At 67.0% G+C, this 15,594-nt stretch carries 13 protein-coding genes; 6 read left to right on the forward strand and 7 right to left on the reverse strand.

The window, feature by feature from the left end; translation table 11 throughout:
- Position 1: 1 nt before the first annotated feature.
- The 3 genes from V3328_RS16345 to V3328_RS16355 all read right to left on the reverse strand — a co-directional run bounded on the left by V3328_RS16345 (position 2) and on the right by V3328_RS16355 (position 3,333).
- Positions 2-682: a hypothetical protein gene (locus V3328_RS16345; RefSeq protein WP_340330754.1), complete on the reverse strand. Its 681-nt coding sequence runs from the start codon at positions 680-682 to the stop codon at positions 2-4.
- A gap of 10 nt (positions 683-692) precedes the next feature.
- Complete coding sequence (locus V3328_RS16350) at positions 693-1,643, reverse strand: aldo/keto reductase (RefSeq protein WP_340330755.1); 951 nt, start codon at positions 1,641-1,643, stop codon at positions 693-695.
- 139 nt (positions 1,644-1,782) lie between these two features.
- The gene (locus tag V3328_RS16355) at positions 1,783-3,333 is read right to left on the reverse strand and encodes a trimethylamine methyltransferase family protein (protein WP_340330756.1); all 1,551 of its coding nucleotides are present in this window, start codon (positions 3,331-3,333) and stop codon (positions 1,783-1,785) included.
- 281 nt (positions 3,334-3,614) lie between these two features.
- Between V3328_RS16355 and V3328_RS16360 the strand changes: the two genes are divergently transcribed.
- From V3328_RS16360 to V3328_RS16370, 3 genes are all read left to right on the forward strand, one after another.
- Positions 3,615-4,319 carry a corrinoid protein gene (locus V3328_RS16360; protein ID WP_340330757.1) on the forward strand — a complete coding sequence of 235 codons (705 nt, stop codon included), beginning with the start codon at positions 3,615-3,617 and terminating at the stop codon, positions 4,317-4,319.
- Positions 4,320-4,423: 104 nt separating this feature from the next.
- Positions 4,424-5,716 carry an MFS transporter gene (locus tag V3328_RS16365; protein ID WP_340330758.1) on the forward strand — a complete coding sequence of 431 codons (1,293 nt, stop codon included), beginning with the start codon at positions 4,424-4,426 and terminating at the stop codon, positions 5,714-5,716.
- A 159-nt stretch (positions 5,717-5,875) separates the two neighbouring features.
- Positions 5,876-6,736 carry a protein-methionine-sulfoxide reductase heme-binding subunit MsrQ gene (locus V3328_RS16370; protein ID WP_340330759.1) on the forward strand — a complete coding sequence of 287 codons (861 nt, stop codon included), beginning with the start codon at positions 5,876-5,878 and terminating at the stop codon, positions 6,734-6,736.
- Between the two features lie 19 nt (positions 6,737-6,755).
- Here the strand turns inward: V3328_RS16370 and V3328_RS16375 are convergent, their stop codons facing one another.
- Positions 6,756-8,126 (reverse strand): MATE family efflux transporter, encoded by a 1,371-nt coding sequence (locus tag V3328_RS16375; RefSeq protein WP_340330760.1) that lies wholly within the window; start codon positions 8,124-8,126, stop codon positions 6,756-6,758.
- A 65-nt stretch (positions 8,127-8,191) separates the two neighbouring features.
- Positions 8,192-9,394, reverse strand: a complete 1,203-nt coding sequence (gene pcaF, locus V3328_RS16380) for a 3-oxoadipyl-CoA thiolase (RefSeq protein WP_340330761.1) — start codon at positions 9,392-9,394, stop codon at positions 8,192-8,194.
- A 520-nt stretch (positions 9,395-9,914) separates the two neighbouring features.
- Here pcaF and V3328_RS16385 point away from each other — a divergent pair.
- The 3 genes from V3328_RS16385 to V3328_RS16395 all read left to right on the forward strand — a co-directional run bounded on the left by V3328_RS16385 (position 9,915) and on the right by V3328_RS16395 (position 13,967).
- Positions 9,915-10,811, forward strand: coding sequence for a methylenetetrahydrofolate reductase (locus V3328_RS16385; protein WP_340330762.1), 897 nt, complete (start codon positions 9,915-9,917; stop codon positions 10,809-10,811).
- The gene (locus V3328_RS16390) at positions 10,811-11,773 is read left to right on the forward strand and encodes a methyltetrahydrofolate cobalamin methyltransferase (protein ID WP_340330763.1); all 963 of its coding nucleotides are present in this window, start codon (positions 10,811-10,813) and stop codon (positions 11,771-11,773) included. Before V3328_RS16385 ends, V3328_RS16390 begins: the two co-directional genes overlap by 1 nt.
- Before the next feature lie 106 nt (positions 11,774-11,879).
- Complete coding sequence (locus tag V3328_RS16395) at positions 11,880-13,967, forward strand: ASKHA domain-containing protein (protein WP_340330764.1); 2,088 nt, start codon at positions 11,880-11,882, stop codon at positions 13,965-13,967.
- Positions 13,968-14,011: 44 nt separating this feature from the next.
- Here V3328_RS16395 and V3328_RS16400 read toward each other — a convergent pair whose 3' ends face one another.
- Together V3328_RS16400 and V3328_RS16405 are read right to left on the reverse strand one after the other, a co-directional pair.
- Positions 14,012-14,947: a LysR substrate-binding domain-containing protein gene (locus V3328_RS16400; RefSeq protein ID WP_340330765.1), complete on the reverse strand. Its 936-nt coding sequence runs from the start codon at positions 14,945-14,947 to the stop codon at positions 14,012-14,014.
- 331 nt (positions 14,948-15,278) lie between these two features.
- Positions 15,279-15,594 (reverse strand): hypothetical protein (locus V3328_RS16405; protein ID WP_340330766.1); only part of this gene is annotated, 316 nt, incomplete at its 5' end.

A 15,594-nucleotide genomic window follows, 5' to 3' on the forward strand; every position in this document is an offset into this window, starting at 1 on the left:
GTCAGCAGACGGCACGCCGGAAGGCGGCCATGTGGAATCGGATCTGCGCGGGGCCGTACCCGCGGTCGGAAGCCACCGGGCAGGCGTTGCGCGCCTGGCAGCCTGTCTCGAGGCAGACCTGGCCGGCCGGAGATTTCAGGTAGGACGCACAGGCGGCGACGTCGTAGCCGGCCGCGCTGAACGCGCCCACGGGGCAGCCGGTGAGACAGGGGCGATCTGCACAGGCCTCGCATGGGCTCGGCCGATCGTCGGCCGGCGGAAGATCGATCGCTTCGGCAAACATCAGTGCCGCGCGATAGGCGTGCCACAGCCCATGGTCCGGGTGGATCAGGATCCCGAGCGGTGAGGAATGGACCGGTTCCGCGCGCATGGCCCAGCGCTGGAACGGCAGCGGCGGCTTGTCGAACGGAAACACCGCACGCGCGTCGAATTCCGCCGCGATCGGCTCGGCAACCTCACGCGTCCATCGGTCCAGCGGATCAGATCCGGCGTCGGAGTGCGGACCGAAATGGTCCCAGAGGTCGGGACCTGCATTGCCCACGAGCAAGATCGTTCTCGTTGACCGCCCCTGCCCCGCGTCGGGGATGTCCTCGTCGTCAGCGGGATGGAACCCGCCGCGCAGCACCAGCCCGCACCGCGCGAAGGCTTTGGCGATATCGGACCAGGACGGGCGCGACACCATCGCTCACGTGTCAGCCGGAGGCTGCCTTGTAAGCCTCGTCGACAGCCGAGAGCATCTCCTGGTCGAGCGACCTTCCGGCGGCTGCGACATTCTGCTCGATCTGCTCGGGTCGCGATGCCCCGGCGATGACGCTCGATATCTGCGGACGCGACAGCAGCCACGAGAACGCCAGTTCCAGAAGGCTGAAGCCATTCGCTTCGGCGATGGCGCGGAAGGCCTCCGCCCGTTCGGCGTTGCGGTCGGTCCAGCACTTGTCGGCGAGCGGCTGGCTGATCGCGAAGCGACTGCCGGCGGGCGCCGGCTCGCCCCTCTTGTACTTCCCGGTCAACAGGCCGCTTGCCAGGGGGAAATAGGGCAGGATGCCCAGCCCGTACTCCTCGGCCATCGGCATCATGTCGCGCTCCACGTCACGGACGATCAGGCTGTATTCCTCCTGCACCGAGGCGAAGGACTCCAGTCCGAGCGACTTCGAGGTCCACAGTGCTTCCGTGACCCTCCAGGCCGACAGGTTCGAGCAGCCGATGTAGCGGACCTTGCCCTGCCGGACGAGATCGTCGAGCGCCCGCAGCGTCTCCTCGATGGGTGTCCTCGGATCCGGAAAATGCAGCTGGTAGAGATCGATCCAGTCGGTCTTCAGCCGCGTCAGGCTCGCTTCCACGGCGCTGATGATGTAGCCGCGCGAGGCGCCCCGCAGCCGGCCTTCGTCGTCCATCGGCGCTGCGAACTTCGTCGCCAGGACGATATCCTTCCGGCGCGCTCCGAGCGTCTCGCCGAGCACCCGTTCGGAGTTGCCACGCTCGGCGTACATGTCCGCGGTGTCGAGCAGCGTGACGCCCATGTCGAGCGACTTATGGATGACCTTGACCGACGTCTCGCGGTCGGTCCGGCCACCGAAATTGTTGCAACCAAGTCCGACCGCCGAAACGATCAGGCCGGACCGTCCAAGATTGCGGTATTCCATGGTGCGTCGCTCCCCTCGCGGTGCGCCACGCGGCGTTGGATTGCCATCCGCGCCCGCGGCAGTCGCACGTCACCTACCGCCGCCGCGGCGCCTCGACAACAGCGTCGGGAGCATGGGAGCGTCCCGGCCGGCGACCGGATCAGGCGAACGCGTCCGGCATCGAGTCCTTGCCGCGCTTCATGTAGTCCTGCAGCGCCTCGTCGATCCCCTCGTCCAGCGCCGGCGCCTCGTACTCGGCGAGCCACTTCTTCCACAGGTCGTTCGCCCGCTCGTCGGCGCGCTTTTCGCCTTCGGCCAGCCACTGCTCGTAGGAATTGTTGTCGGCGATCGTCGAGCGGTAGAAGGCCGTCTCGAAATTGGCCTGGGTGTGGGCGCAGCCGAGATAGTGGCTGCCTGGCCCGACCTCGCGGATGGCGTCCATCGCCTGGCCGTTCTCCGACAGATCGACCCCTTCGCAGAACCGCTGCTGCATGGCGAGTTGGTCGCAGTCCATCACGAACTTCTCGTATCCCGAGGCGAGGCCGCCCTCCAGCCAGCCCGCCGCGTGCAGCACGAAATTGGTGCCGGCCAGCACCGTCGAGTTCAGCGTGTTGGCGCTCTCGTAGGCAGCCTGCGCGTCCGCCACCTTGGAGGCGCACAGGGAGCCGCCGGTGCGGAACGGGATGCCCAGTCGCCGCGCGAGCTGGGCGGCGCCGTAGGAGACCAGCGTGGGCTCCGGCGTGCCGAAGGTCGGCGCTCCGGACTGCATCGAAATGGAGGAGGCGAAGCAGCCGAACACGACCGGCGCGCCGGGACGGATCAGCTGCGTGAACGCAGCACCCGCCAGCACCTCGGCCAGCACCTGCGTCAGCGTGCCGGCGACCGTCACCGGCGACATCGCCCCGGCCAGGATGAACGGCGTGACGATGCAGGCCTGCCCGGCCCGCGCGTAGACCTTCAGCGCTCCCAGCATGGTCTCGTCGAACACCATCGGCGAGTTCGCGTTGATCAGGTTGATCAGCACGCAGTTCTGGTCGACAAACTCCTCGCCGAAGACCAGCTTCGCCATCGCCACGGAATCCGCGGCGCGCTGCGGGTGCGTTACCGATCCCATGAACGGTTTGTCGGAGTAGCGGATATGGCTGTAGACCATATCGTAGTGACGCTTGTTGACGGGCAGGTCGACCGGCTCGCAGACGGTGCCGCCCGAGTGATGTATGGCGGGCGCCGTGTAGGCGAGTTTCACGAAATTCCGGAAGTCCTCGATGGTGGCATAGCGCCTGCCCTCGTCGAGATTGCGGATGAAGGGCGGGCCGTAGACAGGGGCGAACACGGTCGCCTTTCCGCCGATTTCCACCGAACGCGCCGGGTTGCGGGCGTGTTGGGTGAAGCTTGACGGCGCCGTCTTCAGGAGTTCGCGACACAGGCCCCTGGGAAACCGCACCCGCGCGCCATCGATGTCAGCACCGGCTTGCCTCCAGAGCGTCAGCGCCTCCTCGTCGTCCCGGAACTCGATGCCGATCTCCTGAAGCACGGTATCGGCATTGGCCTCGATCAGGGCCAGCCCCTCTTCGCCCACGGGGTCGTAGAGCGGGACATTGCGCTTGATGTAGGTCAGCGACGTACCGCTGCCGGCGCGGCGCCGCTCGCGACGCGCCTCCGCGCCGCCGCCACGCCGCCGTCCGCGAACCTCTTCACCGGTGTCGCTCATGAGAGACCTCACGCCATGGCGCCGCGCGCCAATTCCTGAACTGCGGGGAAATGCTACTCCGCGGCGGCGACCTGCCGTGTCCCGGCTGCGTCATCCGCGCGACGCGGTGGGAACATCCGGCCGCCCCTCGGGTTGCCGATAGATCCGTGCCGCCCGGGGCCGTCGCAATTACGACCCAGGAAGTCGGTTCCAGGAAACGAATTCGAACCGATGTGCCGAATAATCCGGCTTTGGACCTCGAATGCCGGTCACACACGCATGGCCGGCCGGAGATCAGGCGCATGTCGGACGACGAAATCGACCTTTCCTCGCTATCGGACGATGATCTCGTCCAGCAGATGCACGACGATCTGTATGACGGTCTCAAGGAAGAGATCGAGGAGGGCGTCAATATCCTGCTGGAGCGCGGCTGGGCGCCCTACGACGTCCTGACCAAGGCACTCGTCGAGGGCATGCGCATCGTCGGCGAGGATTTCCGCGACGGAATCCTGTTCGTGCCAGAGGTGCTGCTGTCGGCCAACGCCATGAAGGCGGGCATGTTCATTCTGCGGCCGCTGCTTGCCGAGACGGGCGCGCCGAAGGTCGGCAAGATGGTGATCGGCACGGTCAAGGGCGACATCCACGACATCGGCAAGAACCTCGTCGGCATGATGATGGAAGGCGCCGGCTTCGAGGTGATCGACATCGGCATCAACAATCCGGTCGAAAAGTATCTCGCGGCGCTCGAGGAGCACGAGCCGGACATCCTCGGCATGTCGGCCCTGCTGACGACGACGATGCCCTACATGAAGGTCGTCATCGACACGCTCAAGGAAAAGGGACTCCGCGACAAGTACATCGTGCTGGTCGGCGGCGCCCCACTCAACGAGGAGTTCGGCAAGGCGGTCGGCGCCGACGCCTATTGCCGCGACGCCGCCGTCACCGTGGAGACCGCATCCGACCTGATGCGCCGCCTGCACAACCAGCGCGCCGCCGCCGGCGCCTGATCGCCGCGCCCCTGCCCCCGGCAACGGGAAGACGAGGCCGCCACCGGGCGCCCGTGCGGGTCTCGGCAGGTTGGTTGCATTGACGGTCCGGTGAGGAGAGGTCGATGCGTTCGCTGTTGCTGTCCGTCGCCTCGCTCCTTACCAGCCTGACGATCCTGCTGGCCGGCAACAGCCTGCAGTTCGTCATCCTGGCGATACGTGCCGAAGACGACGGTTTCTCGCTGGTGGTCATCGGCGCGATGACCGCAGGCTACTACACCGGCTACGCGCTCGGCACGCTGCGGGCACCGGCGGTGGTGGATCGTATCGGCCATATCCGCGCGTTTGCGGCGCTCAGTTCGATCATTTCGGCGGTGGTTCTGGCGCATGGGCTGCTGGTGGAACCCTATTTCTGGATCGGGCTGCGGTTCGTATCCGGGCTGTGCTTTGCCGGCCTCGCCACCGTCGTCGAAAGCTGGCTGAACGCGAAGGCGACGCGGGACGTCCGCGGACAGCTTCTTGCCGTCGCCAGCATCGCGGCCATCCTGGGCTATGCCGTCGGCCCCATGTTCGCGACGCTGGGCGAGACCGGCGGGCTACAGCTCTTCGTCGTTGCCTCGATCCTGATGTCGGTCGCGATCGTGCCGGTCACGCTGACGCGGTTCAGCGCTCCTTACGTGTCCGGCCAGGGGACCGGCTTCGAGCGCTATTCGCTGCTGCGGCTCTATCGGGAGACACCGTTCGGACTGGTCGGATGCTTCGTCACCGGCCTCATCCAGGGTGCGTTTCTCGGGCTCGGCGCCGTCATCGCGGGCCGGCTGGGACTTGTGGCAAACAGCGTACCCGCCTTCGTCACCGGCGCCCTCCTTGCCGGCGCACTCGCGCAATATCCGCTGGGGTGGCTGTCGGACCGATGGGACCGGCGAAGTGTCGTTGCCCTGATATCGCTGCTCGTCGGCGGCGGGGCCCTTGCAGTCGCGATGCTGCTCGGCCTCGTCGGGTCCCCGACATGGGTTGTGGTTCTGGCGATGGCAGTCGGAGGGATCGCCGCGATGCCGATCTACTCCATCGTCATCGCCCATGTGAACGACCGGCTGCCCGAGACCTCCATCGTTCCGGCCGCGGCGACGTTGATCCTCAGCTTTTCCATCGGCTCGGCCATCGCCGGTCCGATCGCATCTGTTTCGATCGAATTCTACGGGGCCAGCGGGTTCTACCTGTTCTTCGGCCTCGTGCTTCTCGTTTTCGGCGTGTACGCGCTGTTCAGGATGTCGCGCCGCGAGGCGCCGGAACACGCCACCGATGGCGGCGTCTTCGCCGCAAGCCCGGTCCTCACCCCCTTCGACACCGAATTCGACGAAAGCCAGTTGAGTTTTGCGTTCGACGAAGACAGCGACCAGTCTTCCGGCATGCCGTGAGTGCGATCGCGCAAGGAAACGGTAGCGGCTCGGCGCGATTCCGCGTTCGGATGGCGCTGCGGGCCATCACGCGGGGTCGCGAGGTTATGATTGCGGGTTTCGTATTCGTGATCCACGACTGTTCGGGCAGACTCTAGAACGGCCCTGAGAGGAGCCGTCATGACGCCGTGGACCGACCGCTCGGGCAAGATCGTGCCCGTCAAGCTCATCGCCTTCGCCGGGTCTTTCATACCTGGCCTGCTGCTCGCGGCGTCGCTGTGGCTCGGTACGCTTGAACCGAAGCCGGTCACCGCGGCGATCCACGACACCGGCGACTGGGCGGTCCGCTTCCTGCTGATGACCCTTGCGGTCTCGCCGCTGCGGCGCATCGGCCACTGGCCCCGCCTGATCATGACGCGGCGCATTCTGGGGCTTGCCGCCCTCGCCTACGCCGCGATCCATTTCTGCCTCTACGTCGTCGACCAGAAGTTCGACCTCGCCCGTGTCGCCGGCGAGATCGTTCTGCGGATCTATCTGACCATCGGTTTCGTTGCGCTGCTGGGGCTGGTCGCCCTTGGCGTGACGTCGACCGACGCCGCGATACGGCGGTTGGGCGCGAACTGGCAGCGGCTGCACAGGATGGTCTATCCGATCGCGGTCCTCGCCATGATCCACTTCTTCCTCCAGTCGAAGATAGACGTGTTCCAGGCGACGCTCATGTCCGGCTTCTTCGTCCTGCTGATGATCTACCGGGCGATGCACGCGAGGGGAATCGCGCTCAAGCCCCTCAATCTTGCAGGCGCCGCGCTGGTCGCCACCATCGCGACGGCGGCGATCGAATTCGCTTGGTACGCCGCCGCGACCGGTGTCGATCCGGTCCTGGTCTTCGAGGCCAATTTCGATTTCAGCTACACCATCCGGCCGGCGTGGTGGGTCGGCGCGGCCGGCCTCTGCACAGCGCTCGTCGGCCTGGCACGGTCAGGCAAGGCGCCCCGGCGGCCCTCCCGCACCGGCCGGCTGGCGAGGGAAACCGCCGGCTGAGGCTGCACCGCGCGCAGCTTCACTCCGGCCCGTCCGGTGCGGAAGCACGCACAGGAACCAGCCATCCCGGGGCCTTGCTGACGAACGGCACCAGCCCGTGAAATCGCCACAGTGCATAAACGGCGATTCCGTCGGCGATCAGTCCGCGCACCAGAAACGAACTCGCGGCACCGTAGGCCTCGAAACGCGGGACCAGGAACGTGCACAGCACCACGTCCAGGAGCGTCGAACCGATGGTGACATAGAGGATAAGCTTCTCGTAGCCGCAGAACTGCAGGAACGGCGCGGCGATGCCGATCGACCCGGTGATCATGAACGTCACGGCGATGACGATGAGCAGACCGCCGACCGCCTGATAGTCGGACCCGAACAGCCCCAGCACCTGCTCGGGCAACAGCAGGATCGGCAGCGCGACGACGACCGTGAAGAACGTCAGCTGACGCGTCGCCTGTCCATACAGCGCCTGCCGCGCGGCATAATTCTCCTCACCCTGCGCTATGGCGCCAAGGCGCGGCAGGATGGTCGCCGTGAGGGCGGTCATCGGGATCATCACCAGGGCGCCGGCCGCGGTCGCCGCGGTGAACAGGCCGACCTGCGCTTCGTCCTTGCCGAGAACCTCCAGCATGATCATGCCGGAGTAGCCGTTGAGCTTCCACACGAAGGCGCCGATCATGATCGGCAGCGAAACGCCGAGCCAGAGCTTCGAACGGTAGGACTTGTCGCGGCACCACACCGGGACGTCCCTGGGCAGCAACATCACCACGGCGATCGATACCAGCAGGAACGACAGCGCGAACGCGGCGAGCATGGCCTCGGGAGTGATCTTGAATCCCGCGAACGGGATCAGCAGCACTGCCGCCGCGGTCACCAGCGGCACGCCGAACCGGGTCGTGATCGTGGCCCCCACAGGCCGGTGCGCGGCGCTCAGCACGCCGGGCGCGAGCCGGTAGACGGCATAGAACGGGATCAGCCAGACGGACAGCAGGACGGGATGGCCCTTGCGGGTATCGAAGAACGACACGCCGCGGTCGTCGAGAGCGTAGTGGACGATCGCGAACCCCGCGACGATCAGCAGCGACACCACGATCGATAGTGCGACGAACAGGAGGCAGAAGCCCGCGACGTGGGCAGTGTCGCCCCTCTCGATGTAGCCCGGCAGGAAGCGCATGCACGTGCGATCCGCCCCGAGGATCGCGACGATGCCTCCAAGGATCAGGACCGCATAGGCAATGGAATAGTCGCCGTACCACGCCACGCTGACGGATTGCGCGAGCAGTATCTGTACGCCGAAATCGCCGAGCGTTCCGATGGCCGTGATCAGCACGACGACCAGCGCACCGCCGGCGAAGATCGAATCCCACTCGACGATGCGGATCCTGCGGATATCCAAGGCGGCCCCCCGTTGTTATCCCGGCCACGACGCTGCGCCGCGACCGGTCGGGAACTGCCCTGCAGTCAGACCCGCTCGAGCACGGCGGCGATTCCCTGGCCGACGCCAATGCACATTGTGCACAAGGCTCTGCTTGCGTCACGCTCCCTGAGTTCCACCGCCGCGGTCAGCGCCAGCCTGGCGCCGGACATGCCGAGCGGATGGCCGAGCGCGATAGCGCCGCCGTTGGGATTGACGTGTTCGGCATCGTCGGCAAGCCCGAGCCGGCGCGTGACCGCAAGCCCCTGGGCCGCGAACGCCTCGTTCAGTTCGATGACGTCCATGTCGCTGATCTTCAGGCCGAGGCGCTCGAGCAGCTTCTCGGTGGCAGGGGCCGGACCGATGCCCATGATGCGCGGCGGCACGCCGGCGGTTGCCATGCCCACGACGCGGGCAATCGGCGTCAGCCCGTATTTCGCTACGGCGTCTTCCGACGCGATGATCAGCGCGGCGGCGCCGTCGTTGACCCCGGACGCGTTGCCGGCGGTGACGCTGCCGCCTTCGCGAAACGGTGCCTTCAGGGCCGCCAGCTTCTCCAGCGAGGTCTCGCGCGGATGCTCGTCGGTGTCGACCACGATCGGCTCGCCCTTGCGCTGGGGGATCGACACCGCGACGATCTCCCTCGCCAGCCGGCCGTTCTTCTGCGCGGCCGCGGCGCGCTGCTGGCTGCGCAGCGCGAATTCGTCCTGGTCCGCGCGTGACACCTGGAACTCCTCGGCGACGTTTTCCGCCGTCTCCGGCATCGAATCGATGCCGTACTGCGCCTTCATCAGCCTGTTGACGAAGCGCCAGCCGATCGTCGTGTCGTAGATCTCAGCGGAACGCGAAAACGGCGTCTCTGCCTTGCCCATCACGAAGGGAGCCCGGGTCATCGATTCGACCCCGCCCGCGATCATCACGTCGGCCTCGCCGGCCTTTATGGCACGGGCGGCCGTGCCGACCGCATCCAGTCCGGAGCCGCACAGCCGGTTGATGGTCGCGCCCGGGACGGTATCGGGCAGGCCGGCCAGCAGCAACGACATGCGGGCGACGTTACGATTGTCCTCGCCGGCCTGGTTGGCGCAGCCGAAGATCACGTCCTCGACGGCTTCCCCGGGCAGGCCGGGGGCGCGGGCCATCACTTCGCGGATTGCATGAGCCCCGAGATCGTCGGGGCGGACCGCGGCGAGGGATCCGCCGTAGCGACCGATCGGCGTACGCACGCCCTCGCAGATGAATGCCTCGGCCATGACACGACCTCCTTCACGTTCCGCCTGCTGACCAATTCCGGCACAGCCGCCGGCTGCCCGCCGTCATATACACCGCTCGTTCGCCGTCGGTACCGCCTTTTGGCCGATCGAGGGCAGTTTTCCGCCATTCGGACGAACGGCGGCATCTGCGGGTACGGCACCGGCCCATTCTCTCGAGGTGTCGACTTGGTCGCGATTTCGGGCGCGGCGCATGCAATCTCATTCCCGTCTTCGACCGACCCCGTCGATGCTGGCGCGGGCGAACCGCACCGTCCCACGCGATATGGGACCTAGCCCACTGGAATAGCAGGCTTTTTCCTGTTCGCGGCGGGATTCGAAAACACGTCGCAAAACAGACGTTTGCTGTCGTGTGAAAGCCACCCCCGCGAGGCGCAATTCAGCATCGTTGTGATCAGCGAAGCAGGAACCGCCGGGACATCGCGACATGACGCCGACCGGCCCGACTTCCAGGCAAAGTCAGGACTGAACACCGTCGCGCGCGCCGCGTGGAGATGAAGCCATGTCGCCCGAAGCCGTTTCCGCCTACCGAATCCCCGCCTCGATCGAGGCAACGCCGAAGCAGGTTAACGACGGCGACCGCCTCGACGGACTGTTTCCCGCCGGCACGCGCGTCTACCTGACCGACGTCGGTACCACACCGGTGCCCGAGTTTGCCGCGGCTGCGAGGCGCCTGGCCCTGGCCGGCTACAAGCCGGTCCCCCACCTCCCGGCGCGCCGCATGGCCGGCCCAGCCGACCTGCGCGACCGCCTGAACAGGTTGACCGGCGAAGCCGGGGTCGACGACGTGCTGGTGATTGCCGGCAGCGTCGACCGTCCCGCCGGCGACTTCGCCTCGACCATGGACATCCTGCGCACCGGCATGCTCGCCGAGTTCGGCATCCGCACGATCGGGGTCGCCGGCCATCCCGAGGGCAGCCCCGACATTCCCGCCGGCGGCGTCGCCGAGGCGATCGCGCAGAAGAACGCCTTCGCGGCGGAGTACGGCATCGACATGCGGATCGTCACCCAGTTCGGGTTCGACCCGCAGCGGTTCGTCGCCTGGGCGCACGACCTCGCCGCGTCCGGCAACACGCTGCCGATCCATATCGGCGTCTCGGGACCCGCGAAGATCACCACGCTTCTGAAATATGCGGCGCTGTGCGGCGTCGGGCCCTCGCTCGACTTCCTGAAGAAGCGCGCCTCCTCCGTCATGGCGCTGGCCTCCGGCTTCAGCCCCGAAGGCGTCGTCGCGCCGATCGAGGAGCATGTCGCCGGCGATCCCGGCTGTCCGATCGCGCAGTTGCACGTCTTTCCTTTCGGGGGATTGCGCAAGACCGCCGAGTGGCTGGCCGAACGCGGCTCCTGGTTCGGCGACAACGGTTCGGGCGAAACCACAGTCATCGCGGAGACCAACTGATGTCTCGCACCGTCGTCGCTTCCGCCACGCGGACGATCGTCATCGGGTTCGACCAGCCGTTCTGCGTGATCGGCGAACGGATCAATCCGACCGGCCGCAAGAAGCTCGCGGCCGAGATGGTCGAGGGCAATTTCGAGACCGTGAAGAAGGATGCGCTGGAGCAGGTCTGGGCCGGCGCAACCATGCTCGACGTCAATGCGGGGGTCACCTCGGTCGACCCGAACCAGTCCGAGCCGCCGCTGCTCGCCCGGACGATCGAACTCGTGCAGTCGCTCACCGATGTGCCGATCTCGATAGATTCCTCGGTCCCCGCCGCCCTGAAGGCCGGTCTGGAGGTCTGCAAGGGCCGCCCGCTCGTCAATTCGGTAACCGGCGAGGAGGACCGGCTGGAATCGATCCTGCCGCTGATCAGGAAGTACGACGTTCCGGTGGTTGCGATCTCGAACGACGAGACAGGGATCTCGGAAGATCCCGACGTGCGCTTCGAGGTCGCCCGCAAGATCGTCCGCCACGCCGCCGACTATGGCATCAAGCCGGAGGACGTCGTCGTCGACCCGCTGGTCATGCCGATCGGCGCCATGGGCACGGCGGGCCGACAGGTGTTCCACCTGGTCCGGCGCCTGCGCGAGGAACTGAAGGTCAACACGACCTGCGGCGCTTCCAACATATCGTTCGGCCTGCCGCATCGCCACGGAATCAACGCCGCCTTCCTGCCGATGGCGATATCGGCAGGCATGACCTCGGCGATCATGAACCCCTGCCGTCCGCAGGAAATGGAGATGGTGCGCGCGGCCAACGTGCTGATGGGCACGGACGCGAACTGCGCCGACTGGATCGGCAAGTACCGCGACCACGCGCCTACGCATGACGTTCCCGTCGGTCCCGTCGGCGAGGCGATGGCGTCGTCGGGCGGCGGCCGGCGGCGCGGCGGCCGCGAGGCCCGGCGCGTCCGGACCGGTTGAAGGCAGAAGCTGCGGGCCGCGCCTCCTGCTTTCCGGCGCGTCCCGTCCCTGGTTGGAACAGACGGCAATGGATGGCCCGTCGTTTGGTGAGCGCGCAGGAGGCGGAATGGCCTCTCAAGCCGAAGGTGTGAGCGACGCACTCGTCTTGTTCATGCCGAGCGGCAGGCGTGGCCGTTTCCCGCTCGGCACGCCGGTCCTGGAGGCCGCGCGCCAGCTCGGCGTGTATGTCGAGTCGGTCTGCGGCGGGCGCGGCATCTGCGGACGCTGCCAGGTCTCCGTTGCCGAGGGGGTCTTCGCCAAGCACAAGATCACCAGTTCGGCCACGCATCTTTCGCCCTTCTCCGAGACCGAGGCGCGCTACGCGAAGAAGCGCAGCCTGGCCGACGACCGTCGCCTGTCCTGCTCCGCCCTCATCGAGGGCGATCTGGTCATCGACATCCCGGTCGAGACGCAGACCAACCGGGCGCTGGTGCGCAAGCGGGCGGAGGCGCGCCCGATCGAGCGCGAGCCGGTCACCCAGCTCTGCTACGTCGAGGTCGACGAGCCGGACATGGAGCAGCCGCTCGGCGACACCGACCGTCTGGTCCGGGCCGTCGAGGCGCAGTGGATGCTGCATGGGGTCCGCTGCGACTTCCCGCTGATCCCCAGGATCCAGGAAACGCTGCGCCAGGGCGACTGGAAGGCGACGGTGGCGATCCATGACGACGGCCAGCCGACCATCGTCGCCATCTGGCCGGGCTTCCGCGACAAGCTCTACGGCATCGCCGTGGACATCGGCTCGACGACCATTGCCTGCCATCTCTCCGACATGCTGACCGGCCGCACCGTCTCGTCTTCGGGTACCGCCAATCCGCAGATCCGCTTCGGCGAGGACCTGATGTCGCGGGTCTCCTACCTGATGATGAACCCGGATGGTCTGCCGGCGCTGGTCAAGGCGGTGCGGGGTGCCATCGAGAGCCTGATCGACAAGGCCGTCGGGGACGCCGGCGCGGACCGGCACGACGTGCTGGAAGCCGTCTTCGTCGGCAACCCGATCATGCACCACCTGTTCCTCGGCATCGACCCGCGCGAACTCGGTGGCGCACCGTTCGCGCTGGCGGTTTCGGGCGCCCTCACGTTCCCGGCGCGCCAGCTGGGCATCGGCATCAATCCCGGCGGGCGCGTCTACATGCTGCCCTGCATCGCCGGCCATGTCGGCGCCGACGCCGCCGGGGCGACGCTTGCGGAAGGTCCTCATCGGGGCGACGAGATCACCCTGCTGGTCGATGTCGGCACCAACGCGGAAATCGTGCTCGGCAACAGGCACCGCGTGCTTGCGGCAAGCTCACCGACCGGGCCGGCATTCGAGGGCGCGGAAATCTCGTCCGGCCAGCGCGCCGCACCCGGCGCCATCGAGCGGGTCCGCATCGATCCCGAGACGCTGGAGCCGAGGATCCAGGTGATCGGTCTCGACGCCTGGTCGGACAACGAGGAATTCACGGTGAAGATCGACCAGGTCGGCGTGACCGGCATCTGCGGATCCGGCATCATCGAGGCGATCGGCGAGATGTTCCTGGCCGGCATCATCACCCGGGACGGCGTCATCGACGGGTCGCTCGCGGCGAGATCTGCGCGCATCCAGCAGACTGGGCGGACGTTCTCCTACCTGCTCTGGCAGGGCGACCAGGAGATCCGGATCACCCAGAACGATGTGCGCGCGATCCAGCTCGCAAAGGCCGCCTTGTATGCCGGGGTGAAGCTGCTGATGGACAAGTACGGCACCGACCATGTCGACCGCATCAAGCTCGCCGGCGCCTTCGGGTCCCACATCGACACCAAGTACGCGATGCTGATCGGACTCATTCCCGACTGCGACCTGAAGAACGTCGCGGCCGTCGGCAATGCGGCGGGAACCGGGGCCCGCATGTGCCTGCTCAACAAGTCCTATCGGGCGGAGGTCGAGGACCTGGTCAGGCGGATCGAGAAGATCGAGACGGCGCTGGAACCGCGCTTCCAGGAACATTTCGTCGCCGCCATGGCGCTGCCCAACAAGGTCGATCCGTTCCCCAACCTGGCGGCCGCCGTCACGCTGCCGGCCCCGAAGGTCGTGGCCGAGGGCGAAGGACGTGGCAGGCGCGGCGAGAGACGCCGCGCGCGAGGGACCTCGGCTGAGGGCGCCGTTGCGCCGCTTCCGCCGGTTCCCGATCAGGGGTAGCCGTTTGCCTCTGTCGGCGCGGCGTCGCCGGCCCGCAGGTCCGCTCAGCTCGCCATAAGCTCGGCGGCCGGTTCGACGGCGGCCGCCGCGCGACCGCCCCGGCTGATATCCCGGAAACTGTCGATCACATGCCTTGCCAGCGCCTCGCCGGCCGGCCCGAGGGCCGGGCGTCGATGCATGACGATATGATAGTCGTCGAGCGGGGGCAGGCCGTGCCGCTCGTCCAGCCGTTCGAGCGGCGGAACGATGAGGCTCTGCGAGATCGGCGAAATCGCCAGGTCGGCGTGAACGGCCGCCAGCAGGCCCGACGTGTGCAGGCTGCGATAGGTCGTCCGCGCTTCGATTCCCGCCGACTCCAGCGCCGCCAGCGCGGTGGCACGCCACGGGCAGCCATGCGGCGACAGGGCCACCGGCAGCGGGCGTGCTTCGTAGGCGCAACCGCATTCCAGACCGGCCCAGCCGAGCGGTTCGGTGTAGACGATCTGGCCGTGACGGAGCACTTCGGCCTCTCGTGAGGCCGTCATCAGAGCGATATCCAGCTGGTCGTTCTCGATCATCTCGTACAGCGTGCCCGACATGTCGAGCGTCACGTCGACATCGACCCCCGGATGGGTGCGGGCGAAGCGGCAGAGGATGTTCGGCAGGAATCGGGTGCCGTAGTCGTCGGGCGAGCCGATCCGCACCACGCCCTCGATCTCGGGAGTGAGGAACAGCCCGACCGCCTCGTCGGACAGGCGCAGCATCCGGCGGGCATAGCCGAGCAGCGCCTCGCCCTCGGTCGTGATCCTGATGCTGCGGCCATCGCGCACGAACACCGAGCGCCCGAGCGTGTCCTCGAGCTTACGGATCTGCATCGAGACGGCGGAAGGCGTCCGGTAGACGGCCTTGGCGGCTCGGCCGAAACTGCCAGTTTCGGCAATCGCCACGAAGGTGCGCAGCACGTCGTTTTCAAGAAGCGGCAGGTTTGCCCGTTCGGTCATGGGTCGCTCCATATCGCTCAATTTAATTGAACGATAAGATAAGACCAATTCGTTTGATTGAACACCCCGTCCTTCCCATACTTCCTCTCATCGAACGACGAATGCTCCCGATGACTGCCGCGATCCTGTGTGGGAGCGAGATGATGGAGAGGAAGATGCTGCACATCGGCACCACCGACCCGGCTTACCGGAGCCTGGTTGCGCGACTGCACCGGGCCATCGCGAGGGTCCTCGTCTCCGGACGCCGCCTGTCTGCCGACCGGAGCCGTTCGGCCGCAACACCGGAGACTGGATCATGACCACCACGAATACGCTGTCAGGTTGCGCCGCATCACCTCGGCGCGGTGGACTGCTCAATCAGTTGGCGCTGTTGGCAGCCGCGTTGCGGCAGGATTTTCGACGCCGGCTGGCCGACCGGGAGAGGCACCGTGCGTTCCGCAATCTCGCCGATCTCGACGACCGGACGCTGGAGGATATCGGCTTGCGGCGCACACACATCGGTGCAGCGGCAAATCTGCCGCTCGAAATCAACTCCTCGCTCGCCATACGCCAGATGGCGGCCGACCGCCGGGCTGCCGGGCAGCGGATGCGCCGGCGCTGACCAACGGCGCCGAGCGTCCAGATACGAGCCTCGCCGCAGCGCTGCG

Source organism: Microbaculum marinum (genome assembly GCF_037855135.1).
GTDB classification, from domain to species: domain Bacteria; phylum Pseudomonadota; class Alphaproteobacteria; order Rhizobiales; family Tepidamorphaceae; genus Microbaculum; species Microbaculum marinum.